The following is a 16,271-nucleotide window of genomic DNA, read 5'->3' as shown; positions in this document are numbered from 1 at the left end:
TGTCCCGTTTACTCATCTTACACATCGTCATTCAAGCCGCAGCGGCGTGGGCTGCACTCAATCACCCCCGATCCCTTACTGGGTAAGCTGCCGGGGCTTCATTCGTTTGCCGCCTTGCTGCAACTCGAATGACTGGGTGTTTACGGTTCATTGGTGAAAAGCGTTTAACCACCGCTTTTCGTTGCCTGTCAGGCCTCGTTGCTCTCTGGCACAGCCGTAGAAGGCTGATCACCATCCTGCAGCGGCGCTGGCAGGTTCATCATTTTCGCCAGCAGGCTGGCCAGCTTAAAGCGCATTTCCGGACGACGGATGATCATGTCGATCGCGCCTTTTTCGATCAGGAACTCACTGCGCTGGAAGCCCGGTGGCAGTTTCTCACGCACGGTCTGTTCGATAACGCGTGGACCGGCAAAGCCAATCAGCGCTTTCGGTTCAGCAACGTTCAAATCGCCCAGCATCGCGAAGCTGGCAGACACACCGCCCATGGTTGGGTCGGTCAGCACGGAGATGTACGGCAAGCCGCGTTCCTGCATTTTCGCCAGCGCTGCGCTGGTTTTTGCCATCTGCATCAGCGACTGTAACGCTTCCTGCATACGGGCACCGCCACTGGCAGAGAAGCAGATCAGCGGGCAGTTATCTTCCAGTGCCTGCTCAACGCCACGCACAAAGCGCGCGCCAACCACAGAGCCCATTGAGCCGCCCATAAAGGAGAACTCAAAAGCCACCGCCACCACTGGCATACCGTGCAGGGTGCCTTTCATGGCGATCAGAGCATCTTTCTCACCGGTGTCTTTCTGCGCGGCAACCAGACGATCTTTGTACTTCTTAGAATCGCGGAACTTGAGCAGATCCTTCGGTTCCAGCTCGCTGCCTAATTCAACCAGAGAACCTTCATCCAGCATGGTGTGCAAACGCTCACGGGCGTGCATGCGCATGTGGTGGTCGCACTTCGGGCAGACCTCAAGGTTACGCTCCAGTTCGGCGCGGTACAGCACCTGACCACAGCTATCGCATTTGGTCCAGACCCCTTCAGGGATACTGGCTTTGCGTGTTGGCGTGGTGGTGCTTTTATTCAGTATGCGTTCAATCCAGCTCATTGATGACCTTTCTGTTTAATGCTGACCTGGTCCAGTCTTCTTGTGACTGCTGAAATCACCTTCAGCAGGCCGTAAATGTCGCTCATTAAACCACAACCCGTTCACGCTGTGGATAAAAATCTGGTGACAGCCTTACTGTGGCTTCTGCTGACGTGCCTGACGGCGATGGCGCCATACTTCAATCACGCCTGGCAAAATTGAGACCACAATGATGCCAACAATCAGCAGTTTTAGGTTCTCCTGTACCACCGGCAAATCACCAAACAGGTAACCGGCATAGGAGAACAACAGCACCCACAGCAGTGCGCCCGTCACGTTGAAGAGCGCAAAGTGGCGATAAGACATGTGTCCCATCCCCGCCACAAAGGGGGCAAAGGTTCGCACGATTGGTACAAAGCGCGCAAGTATAATGGTTTTGCCACCGTGGCGATCGTAGAAGGCGTGGGTCTTATCCAGATAGCTGCGACGGAAAATTTTCGAGTTCGGATTGCTAAACAGCTTCTCACCGAACAACCGACCAATAGTGTAGTTCACCGCATCGCCGAGGATGGCAGCAACCACCAGCAGCGTGACCATTAAATGCACGTTGAGATCGTTACCCGGCAGTGCCGCCAGCGCGCCAGCAACAAACAGTAACGAATCCCCTGGCAGGAAAGGTGTGACCACCAGGCCGGTTTCGCAGAACAGGATCAGGAACAGAATGGCGTAAATCCAGACGCCGTACTGCGCCACCAGTTCGGCTAAATGCACATCAATATGGAGAATAAAGTCGATCAAAAAGTGGATGAATTCCATAATGTTCCGGCTCCCAAACATCCTTACTCATTTAAATTAATCTGCGAGGAACAACGGTCCCAACGCAGGCTGAGGTAACGCAAAGTGAGATGGGTAATCCACCGCCACCAAATACAACCCCTCGGCTTTAGCGGTCGCTGCCGCCAGAGTACGATCTTTTGCCGCCAGCAACTCAGCCATCCAGCTTTCCGGCTGGTTGCCGCAGCCAATTTCCATTAGGCTGCCGACAATATTGCGCACCATGTGGTGCACGAACGCGTTGGCTTTGATATCGACAATCACATAAGGTCCGTAACGTGTGACGTTAAGGTGCATCACGTTGCGCCACGGCGTGCGCGACTGGCACTGCACCGCACGGAACGAGGTAAAGTCGTTCTCGCCAATTAAACACTGACCGGCACGCTGCATTTTCTCGACATCCAGCGGATGATAAAAATGGGTGATGCCGTTGCCAAGAATCGCCGGTCGCAGCCGCTGATTGAAAATCACATAGCGGTAACGACGCGCGGTGGCGCTAAAGCGGGCATGAAATTCCTCCGGCACCGCTTTCACCCAACGTACCGCGATGTCATCCGGCAGGTTGGCATTGACGCCCAGCGTCCAGGCGCTGTCGGCGCGCTGCGAGGTGGTTTCGAAATGCACCACTTGCCCGGTACCGTGCACACCGGCATCCGTGCGTCCGGCGCAGAACACCACCACCGGGTGATTCGCCACTTTCGACAGCGCTTTTTCCAGCTTTTCCTGCACGCTGCGCACTTCGTTCTGTCGCTGCCAGCCGTAGTAACGGCTGCCGTCGTACTCAATGCCTAACGCCAGCTTAAATGTCGTTTCTTCAGACAACATTAATAGAAGTACTCCTGCACCAATTTCTCAGCGGTTTTTACCGCCATCAGTGCGCCGCCGAAACGAACGTTGTCAGCCACGGACCAGAATTGCAGCAGCTCAGGGAGACCGTAATCATTACGCACATTGCCAATGCTCAGCGCATCATTGCCTGATGCATCGCTGACGGGCGTCGGATATTCACCGTCCTCACTGAGGTTGATGTCATCAGCACGCGCCAGTTCATCTCGCGCTTCTTCGGCTGACAGCGGACGTAAATTTTCGACATGCACAATCTGCGTGTTGCCGTAAAACACTGGCGCCTGCACGCTGCTGACGGCAATTGGCAAGCCTTCGTCCTGCAGCACTTTGCGCACCTGATCCACCAGACGACGTTCACTCTCCACGCTGCCATGGCTATCCGCTAACTGCGGCAACAGGTTGAACGCCAACTGACGACCAAAATAGTGCTCATCTGCCGGTACACCATTCAGCAAACGTGCGCTTTCGCCCGCCAGGCCATCCACTGCCGCTTTACCGTGGCTGGAAACCGACATCAGATTGGTCACCTGCAAACGGCTTAACCCCGCCGTATCCACCAGCGGTTTGATAGCGCTTAACAGCTGGCTTACCAGCGCATCGGCCACCGTCACGATATTGCGATTGCGATAATCGGCCAGCACCTGCGGGTTCACATCAGGCACCACCAGCGGGACATCCGGCTCCAGCGCGAACAGATCGCTGCTGTCGATCACCAGGCAACCCTGGCTTGCGGCTTCATCCGCGTAACGCGCGGAAGCTTCACGTCCGGCAGCGAAAAACGAAAGCTGCGCCTGCGTCCAGTCAAATTCAGCCGCATCCTGCACGCGCAGGGTGCGACCATCAAAACGCACACTTTCACCGGCGCTGTTTTCACTCGCCAGCAGATACAATTCACCAACCGGGAACTGGCGTTCTGCCAGCAATTCCAGTACAGCGTTCCCTACTGCGCCTGTTGCGCCCAATAGCGCAATATTCCAGCCGTCAGACATGTTGGTTTACTCCAGACAATGACATAAAAACAGAAGGCGGTGATGACACCGCCTGACATTTAAGACTTTTCCCGAGCGAAAACGCAGGGGATTGATTTAACTTTACAAACTGGCGCGGAAACCGAGCTTTTCCAGCATCGCGGCGCTATCAGCATCATCACATTTCACCTGCAGTGATGACCATTCACGACGCTCTTCATACTGCTTGCGCAGGCGATCAAATTCGCCCGGTTTGGCAGCCACTTTTCGCAGTGGCGCATCGTCGCGGCGCACATCATACACCAGGTGCACCAGTCGTTTCAGCGTTGGCTGATCGAGCTTGCCGTGCAGCGTAATGGTGCCAAATTCCGGTGCAGGCAGCAGACTCTCCAGCGCCACCTGTTGCGGCTGACCGATAAACGCGCACCAGGCTTCAAATACTTGTGTGGTGCCGCGCGCTTTGCCTTCCAGCGTATAGCCCGCGATATGTGCCGTGGCGATATCGACTTTGTCCAGCAGATCGAGGTTCAGATCCGGCTCCGGCTCCCACACATCCAGCACCACGCTGAGGTCGCTGCGCATTTTCATCACTTCAAGCAGCGCGGCGTTATCCACCACCGGGCCACGGCAGGCATTGATCAGAATGGTGTTGGGTTGGAGTGCCATCAGCAGTGCCATATCGGCCAGGTGCCAGCTTTTGTAGGGGCCGTCTTTAAATAGCGGCGTATGGAAGGTCAGAATATCGGCCTGCGCCACCAGCTCATCCAGCGTGTGGAACGTTTCCTGATCGCCACGATCCGCACGCGGCGGATCGCACAGCAGGGTTTTCACCCCCCAGGCTTCAAGACGTTTTTGCAAACGCCCCCCCACATTGCCCACACCGACAATACCTACGGTACGATCGCGCAGTTCAAAACCATCGCGTTCGGCCAGCAGCAGTAAGGAGGAGAACACATACTCCACCACCGCAATTGCGTTACAGCCGGGTGCCGCCGAGAAGGCGATTCCGGCGGCCGCCAAAGAAGCATCGTCCACATGATCAGTGCCAGCCGTGGCGGTGCCAACGAACTTCACCGGCGTACCGGCCAGCAGCGCCGCATTCACTTTAGTCACCGAGCGCACCATCAGTCCGCTGGCATCCTGTAACTCTGCTTCGGGTAACGGACGTCCCGGCACGGCCAATACTTCACCCGTTCGACTGAAGAGTTCACGAGCGTAAGGCATGTTTTCATCGACGAGAATTTTCACTGCGGCGGTCCTGTCTACTGAGGCGTTTTGAGGTGCGTATTCTTACATAAAGCCGGGGATTAACCTAACCGGCTGCGATAGCGGTCCGGTGTAGTGCCGGCCTGCTGCTGGAACATCACAATCAGCGCCGACGACGAGCTATAACCCAGTTCGTGTGCAATGCCTTGCACGCTGCACCCCTGCTCCAGCAGCGCAATGGCACGCAAAAACCGTAAACGCTGGCGCCATTCGCTGAAAGACATCTTCAACTGCTGCTGACAACGTCGCGCCAGCGTACGCTCGGTGGTGAACACCCGCTTCGCCCATTGTGCCAGCGTGGTGTTATCACCGGGATTTTCTTCCAGCGCGCGCAAAATAGGCGCGAGAAATTTGTCGTCCGACAACGGCAAATAGCTGGTGTGCACCGGTGCCTGACGCAGACGATCAATCAAGACTTCACACAGTCGCCAGTCCGCTTCGGTTTGAGGCTGCTCCAACTCACGCTGTGCAAAATCATTCATGATGGCGTGCACAATCGCATCAACGTGCAGTAAACAGGCATTGTCGGGCATCCCCGCACAGAGATCGGCGGCGAGATTGAAGGTGCGGAACTGGGCATGGCAATGGTTATAGCTGCTGTGGCGCTGTTCTGGCGGGATCCAGATCGGCATATCAGCGGGCGTTAATAACCGTTCCCCCTCCACTTCCATCTCCAGCACGTGGCTGGTGACAAAAATCACCTGACCCCAACTGTGCAGATGCGGGAGATATTCAGTTTTCGCATTAGCCTGCTCGTAGCGCATAAAATAGCGCAGTAGCGGCGCATCAATCGGCGGCTGATACTCGATCTGTAAATTCATTCTGTCCGGTCACTAACGAATATTGTCCGATTTTAACTATCTGAACAAAACCGGTCAAATGTAAACTATTCGCGATTAAACTCAGGAGTCGTACGATGAATTTACTGTTTCCGTTGATTGCGGTGATGATCTGGTCGATCAACACCATTGTCAGCAAACTCTCTGCCGGGAGCATCGATCCTGCCGCCATCTCCTTTTATCGCTGGCTGCTGGCGCTCATCGTGCTGGCCCCCTTCAGCCTGCCCGGCGTGTGGCGCCATCGCCATGCCGTGAAGGCCAATCTGTGGCGATTATTGATCCTCGGCCTGTTGGGCATGGTGCTTTATCAGAGTCTCGCCTACTATGCCGCCCACAGCGTGTCGGCGGTGATGATGGGTATATTGGGTGCCACGATTCCGCTACTGACCATTCTGCTCAGCCTGTTCGTTTTACGCCTTGCGCCGACGCGCGGCATTTTGATCGGCGGCCTGTTGTCCTTTGCCGGTTTAGTATGGTTGGTGAGTGAAGGGAATCCAGCTCAGTTGCTGAATCAGCGTCTGGGCAACGGCGAGTTGATGATGCTGGCGGCTTCCACCTCGTATGCGCTTTACGGTGTGCTGACCAAACGCTGGGCGATCCCTCTGCCGACCTGGCAGAGCCTGTACGTGCAGATTTTCTTTGGTGTGTTGCTGTTACTGCCTGGATTCTTGCGCGCACCGGACGTCACGCTGAACTTGCATAACATTCCGCTGGTGCTGTTTGCCGGGCTGTTCGCGTCCATTATCGCGCCGTTCTTGTGGATCCTTGGTGTGCAACGTCTAGGTGCCAGTACCACCACCATTTTTATGAATTTTGTGCCCGCGTTTACCGCCATCATTGCCGTGATGTTCCTGCATGAGCAACTGCATGCCTATCACTGGATTGGCGGTGGCATGACGTTAGTGGGTGTGATTCTGGCACAACGCCTGAAAACACCGCTGCGCAAGCCACGTGAACGTACCGTTCAGCTCAGCGAAAGCTGATGATGATGCGCAGCCCGCCCAGCTGCGGGCTGCGATCCAGCAGCAACTGCGCACCGTGCCAGGCACAGATATCTTTGACCAGCGCCAGCCCGATGCCCGCACCGGGCTGGCTGGCAGTATCCAGGCGACCAAACGGCTGCAATGCCTGATGCTGTTGTGCCGCGCTAATGCCCGGTCCGCTGTCCTCAATTTCCAGCTGCTTCTCCCGCAATCTCGCCGTGACGATCCCGCCTTCTGGCGTGTATTTAATCGCATTGTCCAGCAGGTTGGCACAGAGTTCGGCCAGTAATAAGCCATCGCCTTGCACCACACAGGGAATGTCGCCTTCAAATCCCAGATCGATGTGTTTGTGGCGCGCGCCGGCATAGCTGCTGAAACATGCCTGTTCCACAATTTCATTCAAACTGACCCGAGAAAAAGGCTTGTCCTCACCGTGCCGGGCTTTTATTTGCGCCAGCTGCAATAGCCGATCGGTAAGTTGCACCGTATCGTTGAGCGTATGGCGCATGCCAAGCAAACTTTCGCGCCACTGCGCAGGATCATCACTGTTGAGCGCAACGCCAACCTGGGTTTTTAAAATAGTGAGCGGTGTACGTAATTGGTGTGAAACGTCGGCACTAAAGCGTTCCTGTCGTGCCAGCAAGCCCCGCAGTCGTTCCAGATGCCGGTTAAAGGCAATAATTAACGGCTGCAATTCCGACCAGGGTAATAGCGACGGCAAAGGCGTCAACTCACCTGGCGCACGTCGTAGCATGATGCGCGATAATCGGCGCAGCGGCCGCAACACTTTGCGTAATAACAGGCTGGCTAACAGCAGAGTAATCAACACCAGAAAGCTTTGACTGATCAACGCGGTGCGCAATAATCCTTCCGCAAACCCATGACGAGAATTCAGGGTTTCGGCCACCAGAACCAGCGCCATCCCCTCTACGCCCTGCTCGTTTACCGGTTGCCATAACGCCGCAATCCGAATCGGCTGCTTACGATAGCTGCCGTCGTAAAAGTGCACTAATGCGGGATAGGCTTCAGAAAGCGGCGCATTGCGCGGTAAAGGGGGCAGATCGGGGTAACCTGAAAGGGTTTTGCCTTGCGGCGAGATCACCTGATAGAACAGCTGATCGTTCATGTTGCGCTCAAAACTGTCGAGCACCACCCAGGGCACATCCACCTCCAAATGGTTCTGTCGCACCACCAGCCTTTCCGCCACCGTGCGGGCCGAGGCGAGAAGTGAACGATCGTAGGCCTGATTCGCCGCCTGCAGCGCACTCTGGTAATGGGTATAAACCGACAACCCCCACAGCAACATCAACGGAGCGCCCAACCACAGTAGCAGTTCACCACGCAGTGAATGGCTCAGGCGCACGGCTGGCACTCCAGACTGTATCCCAGCCCACGTAGCGTCACGATGGCAACATCGCTGCCCTGCAGCTTTTTCCGCACCCGATGCACATACAGTTCAATGCTTTCCAGGCTGGCTTCATCGGTTAAGGTAAAGGTCTGTTCATAAAGATGCTGGCGTGACACCGGACGTCCAGGGCGTTGCATCAAAGTCGAGAGCACGCTGGCTTCACGCGGCGTGAGCATCAACGGTTTATGATTCAGCAGAAAATAGCCTTCGCCGTCACGTTCCAGTTGGCCCACGGTCTGCGATTGCATAGTCTGCCCCTGGCTGCGACGCAACAGCGCCCGCAGGCGCGCTTCCAGCTCATCCAGTTCAAAGGGTTTAGTGAGATAGTCGTCCGCGCCCGCATTGAGGCCCTGCACGCGCTGTTCCAGCGCACTTTTAGCCGTGAGCAACAATACCGGCGTGGTTTGCCCACGCTTACGCAAACGCGCCAGCACCGCCAGACCATCCAGCCGTGGCAGTGATACATCCAGCACCACCACCGCATAGTCTTCGCTCTGCAACACATGGTCTGCCGCCAGGCCATCCGCGACCCAATCCACGGCAAAACCTTTCTGTGTCAGCGCTTTTTGCAGCCAGCTGGCCAGGTCAACCGTATCTTCCACCAGTAAGAGACGCATATCACATCCTGATACTTTTCCCGAGCACTGAAAGGTAAATGAAAGGTTACACCATTAACAATTCAGCAACGCCGAATGTTCGGCAGTTGTCACACTCTGGAAGCATGAATGGAGCGAATAATGAAAAAAATCTTACCCATCGCCCTCGCCTCAACCCTCGTGGCTTTGTCGATCTCTTCTGCGCTGGCAGAAGCGCCAGACCGGACAGAATGTATCGCCCCCGCCAAACCCGGCGGTGGCTTTGATCTGACCTGTAAATTGATTCAGGTTTCCATGCAGGAAACCGGCGAAATCAGTAAACCGATGCGCGTGACCTATATGCCCGGCGGTGTGGGAGCGGTGGCTTACAACGCCATCATTGCTCAGCGCCCCGCCGAAGCAGGCACGCTGGTGGCCTTCTCCGGCGGTTCGTTGCTCAATCTCTCTCAGGGCAAGTTTGGCCGCTATTCAGAAAGTGACGTGAAGTGGCTGGCTGCCGTCGGCACCGATTATGGCATCGTCGCGGTACGCAATGACGCCCCATGGAAAAACCTCGGTGAACTGATGGAAGCCATGAAGAGCGATCCCACCAAAGTGGTGGTCGGCGCAGGTGCTTCGATCGGGAGTCAGGACTGGATGAAAACCGCCCTGCTGGCTCGCGAAGCGGGCATCGACCCACGCAAGATGCGCTATGTCGCGTTTGAGGGCGGTGGCGAGCCGGTAACGGCTCTGCTTGGCAACCATATTCAGGTGGTCTCCGGGGATATGAGCGAGATGGTGCCACATTTGCAAGCCGGCAAGTTGCGCGTGCTGGCAGTGATGTCTGATAAACGCTTACCGGGTGAACTGGCGAGTGTGCCAACTGCCAAAGAGCAAGGCTATAACGTCGAGTGGCCGATTATTCGCGGTTATTACCTTGGTCCAAAAGTGACTGACGCGGAATATCAGTGGTGGGAAGACGCGTTCAAAAAATTGGTGACTACCAAAGAGTTTCAGCAACAGCGAGATATGCGCGGACTGTTTGAGTTCAACATGTTCGGCAGCGAGCTGGATGCCTACGTGAAAAAACAGGTGGCTGATTATCGCGAAAAAGCCAAATCCTTTGGCCTGGCCAAATAACGGAGTCGATGATGAGCGATCGTATCTTCGCCGGTATCTGGCTGCTGCTGTGCATTGCCGGGCTGTTTATTGCCTGGCAAATCCAGAGTGAATACAGCTATGAACCGGTCGGCCCACGCCCTTTCCCGATGCTGCTGCTGGGATTAATGGCGATTTGCGCCGTGATGATGTTACTGCGCAAACCCGATCTGGTGCAGTGGCCTTCCGCCACCACACTGAAAAAGTTAGTGCTGATGTGCGTCATGCTGATGGTATATGGCTGGCTGTTTGAGCGTCTGGGTTTTGCTGCATGCACCACGCTGCTGACCTTTGGCATTGGGCTGTTGTTTGGCGCGCGCTGGTGGGCGGCTGCGGTGTCCGGTGTGGTGATGGGCATAGCACTGTTTTATGCCTTTGACCGCCTGCTCGATGTCACCTTGCCCGTCGGCAGCTGGTTCAATTAACGGGAGTCTCACATGGATACCTGGTCTTTTCTGATGCAAGGGTTTGCCGTCGCGATGACGCCGGAAAACCTGATGATCGCACTCATCGGCTGCTTTATTGGCACCATTGTTGGCCTACTGCCCGGACTCGGGCCGATTAACGGTGTCGCGATCCTGATGCCGCTGGCGTTTGCTCTGCACTTACCTGCCGAGTCCGCGCTGATCCTGCTTGCTACGGTCTACATCGGTTGCGAGTACGGTGGTCGTATCTCCTCTATTTTGCTTAACGTGCCAGGCGATGCCGGGGCGATCATGACCGCGCTGGATGGCTATCCGATGGCGCAACAGGGCAAAGCTGGCGTGGCCCTGTCGATCTCAGCAGTGAGTTCATTTATTGGATCCACTATCGCCATTCTCGGCATTATTCTCTTTGCCCCTATATTGGCCAACTGGTCACTGGCCTTTGGTCCGGCGGAGTATTTCGCGCTGATGGTGTTTGCGATTGCCTGCCTGGGCAGCATGATGAGCCACAATCCGTTGAAATCGTTTTTAGCCGCGCTGATCGGTTTGGGTATGGCCACCGTTGGCGTCGATGCCAATACCGGCGTCTATCGCTTCACCTTCGACAGCGTGCACCTCTCCGACGGTATCCAATTTGTGGTCGTGGTGATCGGGCTTTTTTCTGTCAGTGAAATACTGCTGATGCTGGAATCCACCAGTAGCGGGCAGAAAGTGGTTCGCGCCAGTGGCCGCATGATGTTCAACATGAAAGAAGCGGCGCAGGCAACCGGTGCCACCTTACGTTCCTCCTTTATCGGCTTCTTTGTTGGCGTACTGCCCGGCGCCGGTGCCACCATCGCCAGTGCCATCGCTTATATGAGCGAGAAAAAAATCAGCGGCAGCGACCAGTTTGGTAAAGGCGATATTCGCGGCGTGGCGGCACCTGAAGCGGCCAACAACGCCTCGGCTTGTGGCTCCTTTATTCCGATGCTGACGCTGGGTATTCCGGGCTCCGGCACCACGGCGGTGATGGTCGGTGCGCTGACGCTGTACAACATCACACCCGGCCCGGCGATGTTTACCGAACAGCCGGATATCGTCTGGGGTCTGATTGCAGCATTGCTGATTGGCAACGTCATGCTGCTGATCATGAACATCCCGATGATCAACATCTTCGCCCGCATGCTGACCATCCCGCTGTGGTTCCTGGTACCCGCCATCGCCGCGATCTCTGCAGTGGGCGTTTACGCCGTGCACAGTACCACTTTTGATCTGTTGCTAATGGTCGGACTGGGTATCTTTGGCTATATCTTGCGTAAAATGGATTTCCCGATGTCGCCGCTGATACTGGGCTTCGTGCTGGGAGAGATGCTGGAGCAAAACCTGCGCCGTGCGCTCTCCATCAGTAACGGCAACCTGCCGATTCTATGGGAAAGCCTGATCTGCAAAGTGTTGCTGGTGTTGGCGATCGCTGTCCTGATCGTGCCGCCACTGTGGAAACGCTGGCGTCGTAAGCGTCTCAAACTGGCTGAAGCTGAATAAATCCAGAACTGACGCGATTTCCCCTCACTGCCCCCGTGGATTTCCCGGGGGCTTTTGCTATCATATGGCCTCTTTTTTCCGGCGCACCCGGATCTGACCTCGTTTTTCAAGGATTCCGCCATGCAACCTCTCAGCGGTCCCGGTGTGCCCGCGGGCGATCGTACAACGCTCACTAATGCGACTGGCCCAACTCGTCCTGGCGGACCGGCGGGCGAACAGCCGCTCTCCCCTGCCCAGCGCACCACGCTGGAACGTCTGATTGTGCGCATCATGTCACTCAGTACCTTGAAAGCCCCGGAATTGTGGGCTGGCGTACGCCATGAAGTAGGCGTGAAGAATGATGCTGAGCTGCAATCGCGTCATTTTCCTGCTGCCGAACAGCATTTGAATGGGCGTCTGACCCAGGTACAGAACAGCCTTGCCACACGTCAGCTGTTGCAGCAGTTGCTGGAAAAGCTGCCGCAGGGCAATAATCGCCAGGCGGTGAGCGACTTTATCCGTCAGCAATTTAACCAAACGGTGCTGAGTGCGCTGTCGCAAGACCAGTTACATCAGGTGCTGACCATGCTGCAAAATGGGCAGATGGCGATCCCGCAGCCGCAGCAAACGCGCGCGTCCGACCGCACGCTGCTGCCAGCTGAACAGCAATCGCTGAATCAACAAGTTACGCGCCTTGCGGCCACGACCGGCGAATCACCGGTCAAGCTGCTGTCTGAAGCGCTGAAACTGGTCAATCTGAAGAGTGGCGATCCAATTCCCTCTCGCCACTTCCCGCTGCTGACACAATATTTGCAGGTACGTCAGACATTGGGTCAACACAGCGCACCGACCTTACAAATGCTGGAAACTTCGCTGAAGCAGCCGCTGACACATGACGAGCAACGGCTGCTGGAGGATTATAGCCAGCAGCGTTTCCAGGCCACGCCGCAGACGGTACTGACGCCCGCGCAAACGCAAGATCTTATCAACTTGCTGTTTAGCCGCCGCGTCGAGAAAACGCTGGAGCAGCCGCACGCCGCCAGTGATTTACGTCCGCAGCCGATCTGGTCGCCGTGGATTGAGATTTTGCCGCGTCCGCTGGCACAGCGCCCGGCACTGACATTGATTCTGGGCCTGGCACTATTCTTCTTTTTACTCTGGCTGTTCCTGTAATTTAGCAGCCACAGTGCGCGCCGGATGCGGCCTGTGGCCACTCGCCCGGAGACGTTCCCCACGTTAATGGATGCCCATCGCGCTTCCAGAAATCCAGTCCACCGATCAACTCTTTGACCTGAAAACCCAGCGAAGCCAGTTTCCATGCCGCTTTCGTTGAGCCGTTGCAGCCGATTCCATCGCAGTATGTGATATACACCTTACTGCGATCCAACTGTGCAGTGGAGTCGGCATTCATAGTGCGATGCGGAAACGAAATCGCCCCGGTGATGTGCCCCGCCAGATAGACATCAGTGGATCGCGCATCAACCACCACTATCGCATTGACGCCTTGCGCCAGATCCTCTGCCAAATCCCAGGCATCGGTGTAATAACTCAGTTTGTGCTGCAGATACGCCACGCTTTCCTGAGGATCCGCAGGAGGGAAGAGTAAGACTGATGACATCGCATTCTCCTTGTGTAATTTTCCCTGAGTTTACGGCAAAGTGGTCTGCAATCTGATACCAGTTTCGCCACAGTGATAAGACCACCATGCGCCACTCTTTTTTAGCCTTGTTTAATCACACGTCATCCGGCGGCTTACGTGAACGTTTATGCCATACGCTACGTGAGGCCATAACCCGCGGCCATTTGCACCATCAACAACGCTTACCCTCCAGCCGTCAGTTAGCCGAGGATTTATCATTGTCGCGAGTGACGGTGGAAGCCGCTTATGCGCAGCTGGAGAGTGAAGGCTATCTGGAGAGACGGGCGGGTCGGGGTACTTTTGTATCGATTGCAATGCCTGCACGGGCGGCGACCACACCCGCACAGGGTTCACCCCGATTTTCCCGACGCGGCGAGCAGATCCTGGCGACAGGTGGCTGCCAGGATCCGCCCTTCCCCCATGCGTTTGCCGCCGGTTCGCCTGAATTACGCGCTTTCCCGCATACCCAATGGCGCCGGATCAGTAACAGCGTGCAGCGCTCGCTGGGCAGCCAGGTGATGGGTTATGGCGATCCACTAGGCTTTATGCCGCTTCGTGAGGCGGTGGCGGATTATCTGGCGTTATCACGCGGGGTGCGCTGTGCTGCCGGGCAAGTCGTTATCCTAACCAGTTCACAGCAGGCCCTGCAGTTACTGGCACTGATGTTACTGGATGCCAATGATGAAGTGTGGCTTGAGGAGCCTGGCTATCCCGGCGCGCGTAACGCTTTCCTCGCTGCGGGTGCACACTGCCGCGCGATGACGTTGGATAGCGAAGGCGCGATGCCGCTTGAAGGAGACGCGAGGCTGGTTTATCTGACGCCGGGACATCACTATCCCACCGGTACCGCGATGAGCCTTGCCCGCCGCCTGCAGTGGCTCGACTGGGCGCACCAGCAGCAAAGCTGGTTAATTGAGGATGATTACGACAGTGAGTTTCACTATGACGATCGCCCGCTTCCCGCCTTACAGGGATTGGAGGATAACAGCCGGGTTATCTGCCTTGGCACTTTTTCCAAAACGCTCTTCCCTTCCCTGCGGCTGGCGTGGATGGTCGTGCCGCCAGCACTGGTAGATGCCATGGGTCGCGCGCGCAGCATTCTGGATGGTCACAGCGCGCTGTTGCCACAAGCGATTACCGCTGAGTTCCTCCAACAAGGCCATTTTGCCAGCCACCTGCGGCTGATGCGCCAGCTTTACCACAGCCGTCGCGATCGGTTACTTGAACAGATCAACACGCGCCTGCAGCCGTGGCTGAAGCCGCTGCAGTCGTCTGGCGGGCTGCAGCTGACGGTGGCATTGCATCAGGGTGAGGAAGCACAACTCACGCAGCAGGCGAGGGAAATCGGTCTGCTGTTGCCGCGCCTGTCACCGTTGTACGCCGACAGTCAGCCACAACCGGGCTGGCTGCTGGGCTTTGCTGCGCTGACGCCGGGTGAGATTGTCAGCGCCTGCGATAAGCTGGTTACGCTGCTTTCGCGCTACGCGCAAACGTCCAGGTGACGAGAATGCCCAAGGCTGCACAGCAGGCACCGGCAAGGTAGACCGATCCATAACCCAGGGCCGTGGCGAGCAAACCCGTCAGCGGGCCGCTGGCACCGTAAGCAATATCCTGAAAAGCGGAAAAACCGCCCAGCGCCGTGCCACGAATTTGCGGTGAGACGCGTTTGATCACCTCGACGCCAAGCGCCGGGAAAATCAGTGAACAGCCGCAACCGGTGAGCGCAGCACCAATCAGCGCCATCCAGCCAGAAGTTGCGCAGGCCAGCACCAGCAAACCGGCGGTTTCCACCAGCAGCGAAATCATCGCAACGCGCACACCACCGTGACGATCCGGCAAACCGCCAAAGAACACGCGCACCAATACAAAAGCACAGCCGAATGCGGTCAGGGCAAAACCGGCATTGCCCCAGTTTTCTGCGGCAAAATAGAGCGAGGTAAAAGTGCCGATCACGGCGAAGCCGGTGCCCTGTAACGCCAGCGCGATGCCGGGTTGAAAGATGGTTTTCACCACGCTGAACAGAGAAGGACGTTCGCCACCCACCACCGGCACTTTACTGACCCAGCTATTGATCGCCAGCGAGAGCAGTGGCAACAGCAGCGCGACAGCACCGAGTGCCGCGAATCCGCCATGTTGATTGATCAACAAACCCAGCGGCGCGCCCGCCGCCAGCGATCCATAAATCGCCATACCGTTCCACGACATCACCAGGCCGGATCGTTTGCTTCCCACCAGCCCCATGCCCCAGGTCAGATTGCCGGTGAGCAGCAAGCTTTCACCAAATCCGAGTAACAAACGCCCCACTGCCAGCAAACCAAATTTTGCCCACGGCGAAACCGGCAACAACGCCGCGGCCAGATACGCCACACCCACCAGCGCGATGGCGATCATACCGTGTTGGGTGGTGAGCTTCGCGCCGTGCTGATCGGCTCGGCGTCCGGCGAAGCTGCGCGTCAGCAACGTGGCGAAGAATTGAATGCCCACCGCGACGCCCACCATCAGGTTGCTCATGCCCAATTCCTGATGCACGTACAGCGGGATAACCGGGAGCGCCAGGCCTGCGGTTAAGTAAGTGAGAAACACCGCAAAGGATATGCAACCCAAAGGCAGCACAGATTGCGTCTGCGTATCAGCAGCCGTGGTCATGATGGTATGAACTCCTTGTTCAGAGCATGCGCGACAGGCGACAACCCAACACACGCTTACGTCCTGGGTCCGGACGAAAACGGGTTATTTGGTTCATAACGTGGGCAA

16 protein-coding genes are annotated in these 16,271 nt (G+C 56.5%); 6 read left to right on the top strand and 10 right to left on the bottom strand.

The window, feature by feature from the left end; all coding sequences use genetic code 11:
* Positions 1 to 188 precede the first annotated feature (188 nt).
* The 6 genes from accD to QMZ65_RS04865 all read right to left on the bottom strand — a co-directional run bounded on the left by accD (position 189) and on the right by QMZ65_RS04865 (position 5,811).
* On the bottom strand, positions 189 to 1,097 hold the full coding sequence (accD, locus tag QMZ65_RS04890) for an acetyl-CoA carboxylase, carboxyltransferase subunit beta (RefSeq protein WP_034825118.1): 909 nt from the start codon (positions 1,095 to 1,097) through the stop codon (positions 189 to 191).
* Positions 1,098 to 1,229: 132 nt separating this feature from the next.
* Positions 1,230 to 1,892, bottom strand: coding sequence for a DedA family protein (locus QMZ65_RS04885; RefSeq protein ID WP_097116568.1), 663 nt, complete (start codon positions 1,890 to 1,892; stop codon positions 1,230 to 1,232).
* Positions 1,893 to 1,928: 36 nt separating this feature from the next.
* Complete coding sequence (gene truA, locus QMZ65_RS04880; protein ID WP_097116567.1) at positions 1,929 to 2,735, bottom strand: tRNA pseudouridine(38-40) synthase TruA; 807 nt, start codon at positions 2,733 to 2,735, stop codon at positions 1,929 to 1,931.
* A complete protein-coding gene (locus QMZ65_RS04875; RefSeq protein ID WP_283215527.1) occupies positions 2,735 to 3,745 on the bottom strand; it encodes an aspartate-semialdehyde dehydrogenase in 1,011 nt (336 codons plus the stop codon). The genes truA and QMZ65_RS04875 overlap by 1 nt, the downstream gene beginning before the upstream one ends.
* A gap of 102 nt (positions 3,746 to 3,847) precedes the next feature.
* Complete coding sequence (gene pdxB, locus QMZ65_RS04870; protein WP_211728255.1) at positions 3,848 to 4,972, bottom strand: 4-phosphoerythronate dehydrogenase PdxB; 1,125 nt, start codon at positions 4,970 to 4,972, stop codon at positions 3,848 to 3,850.
* Between the two features lie 59 nt (positions 4,973 to 5,031).
* Complete coding sequence (locus QMZ65_RS04865; protein WP_160869157.1) at positions 5,032 to 5,811, bottom strand: AraC family transcriptional regulator; 780 nt, start codon at positions 5,809 to 5,811, stop codon at positions 5,032 to 5,034.
* Between the two features lie 95 nt (positions 5,812 to 5,906).
* On the opposite strand from QMZ65_RS04865, the gene QMZ65_RS04860 reads away from it, so the two are divergent.
* Positions 5,907 to 6,812, top strand: a complete 906-nt coding sequence (locus tag QMZ65_RS04860) for a DMT family transporter (protein ID WP_097116564.1) — start codon at positions 5,907 to 5,909, stop codon at positions 6,810 to 6,812.
* On the opposite strand, the gene QMZ65_RS04855 is transcribed toward QMZ65_RS04860, so the two are convergent.
* A complete protein-coding gene (locus QMZ65_RS04855) occupies positions 6,799 to 8,175 on the bottom strand; it encodes a sensor histidine kinase (protein ID WP_160833448.1) in 1,377 nt (458 codons plus the stop codon). The two genes, QMZ65_RS04860 and QMZ65_RS04855, sit on opposite strands and share 14 nt — an antisense overlap.
* Complete coding sequence (gene tctD / locus QMZ65_RS04850) at positions 8,166 to 8,837, bottom strand: transcriptional regulator TctD (RefSeq protein ID WP_283215526.1); 672 nt, start codon at positions 8,835 to 8,837, stop codon at positions 8,166 to 8,168. The genes QMZ65_RS04855 and tctD overlap by 10 nt, the downstream gene beginning before the upstream one ends.
* A gap of 120 nt (positions 8,838 to 8,957) precedes the next feature.
* Here tctD and QMZ65_RS04845 point away from each other — a divergent pair, with 120 nt between their 5' ends.
* From QMZ65_RS04845 to flk, 4 genes are all read left to right on the top strand, one after another.
* Complete coding sequence (locus tag QMZ65_RS04845) at positions 8,958 to 9,935, top strand: Bug family tripartite tricarboxylate transporter substrate binding protein (RefSeq protein WP_283215525.1); 978 nt, start codon at positions 8,958 to 8,960, stop codon at positions 9,933 to 9,935.
* 11 nt (positions 9,936 to 9,946) lie between these two features.
* Positions 9,947 to 10,378 (top strand): tripartite tricarboxylate transporter TctB family protein, encoded by a 432-nt coding sequence (locus QMZ65_RS04840; RefSeq protein ID WP_058962348.1) that lies wholly within the window; start codon positions 9,947 to 9,949, stop codon positions 10,376 to 10,378.
* Between the two features lie 12 nt (positions 10,379 to 10,390).
* Positions 10,391 to 11,899: a tripartite tricarboxylate transporter permease gene (locus QMZ65_RS04835; RefSeq protein ID WP_034825138.1), complete on the top strand. Its 1,509-nt coding sequence runs from the start codon at positions 10,391 to 10,393 to the stop codon at positions 11,897 to 11,899.
* A 120-nt stretch (positions 11,900 to 12,019) separates the two neighbouring features.
* Positions 12,020 to 13,051, top strand: a complete 1,032-nt coding sequence (flk, locus tag QMZ65_RS04830; RefSeq protein WP_283215524.1) for a flagella biosynthesis regulator Flk — start codon at positions 12,020 to 12,022, stop codon at positions 13,049 to 13,051.
* Between the two features lies 1 nt (position 13,052).
* Here the strand turns inward: flk and QMZ65_RS04825 are convergent, their stop codons facing one another.
* Positions 13,053 to 13,496 (bottom strand): rhodanese-like domain-containing protein, encoded by a 444-nt coding sequence (locus tag QMZ65_RS04825; protein ID WP_097116558.1) that lies wholly within the window; start codon positions 13,494 to 13,496, stop codon positions 13,053 to 13,055.
* 86 nt (positions 13,497 to 13,582) lie between these two features.
* Here QMZ65_RS04825 and pdxR point away from each other — a divergent pair, with 86 nt between their 5' ends.
* Positions 13,583 to 15,019, top strand: a complete 1,437-nt coding sequence (gene pdxR / locus QMZ65_RS04820; RefSeq protein WP_283215523.1) for a MocR-like pyridoxine biosynthesis transcription factor PdxR — start codon at positions 13,583 to 13,585, stop codon at positions 15,017 to 15,019.
* Here the strand turns inward: pdxR and QMZ65_RS04815 are convergent.
* Positions 14,982 to 16,163, bottom strand: coding sequence for an MFS transporter (locus QMZ65_RS04815; protein WP_283215522.1), 1,182 nt, complete (start codon positions 16,161 to 16,163; stop codon positions 14,982 to 14,984). The genes pdxR and QMZ65_RS04815 overlap by 38 nt on opposite strands.
* Positions 16,164 to 16,271: the final 108 nt, after the last annotated feature.

This window comes from Pantoea sp. EABMAA-21 (assembly GCF_030053335.1).
GTDB lineage: Bacteria > Pseudomonadota > Gammaproteobacteria > Enterobacterales > Enterobacteriaceae > Pantoea > Pantoea communis.
The sequence above is the reverse complement of the archived record's forward strand: the minus strand, read 5'-3'. Positions and strand labels throughout refer to the sequence as shown.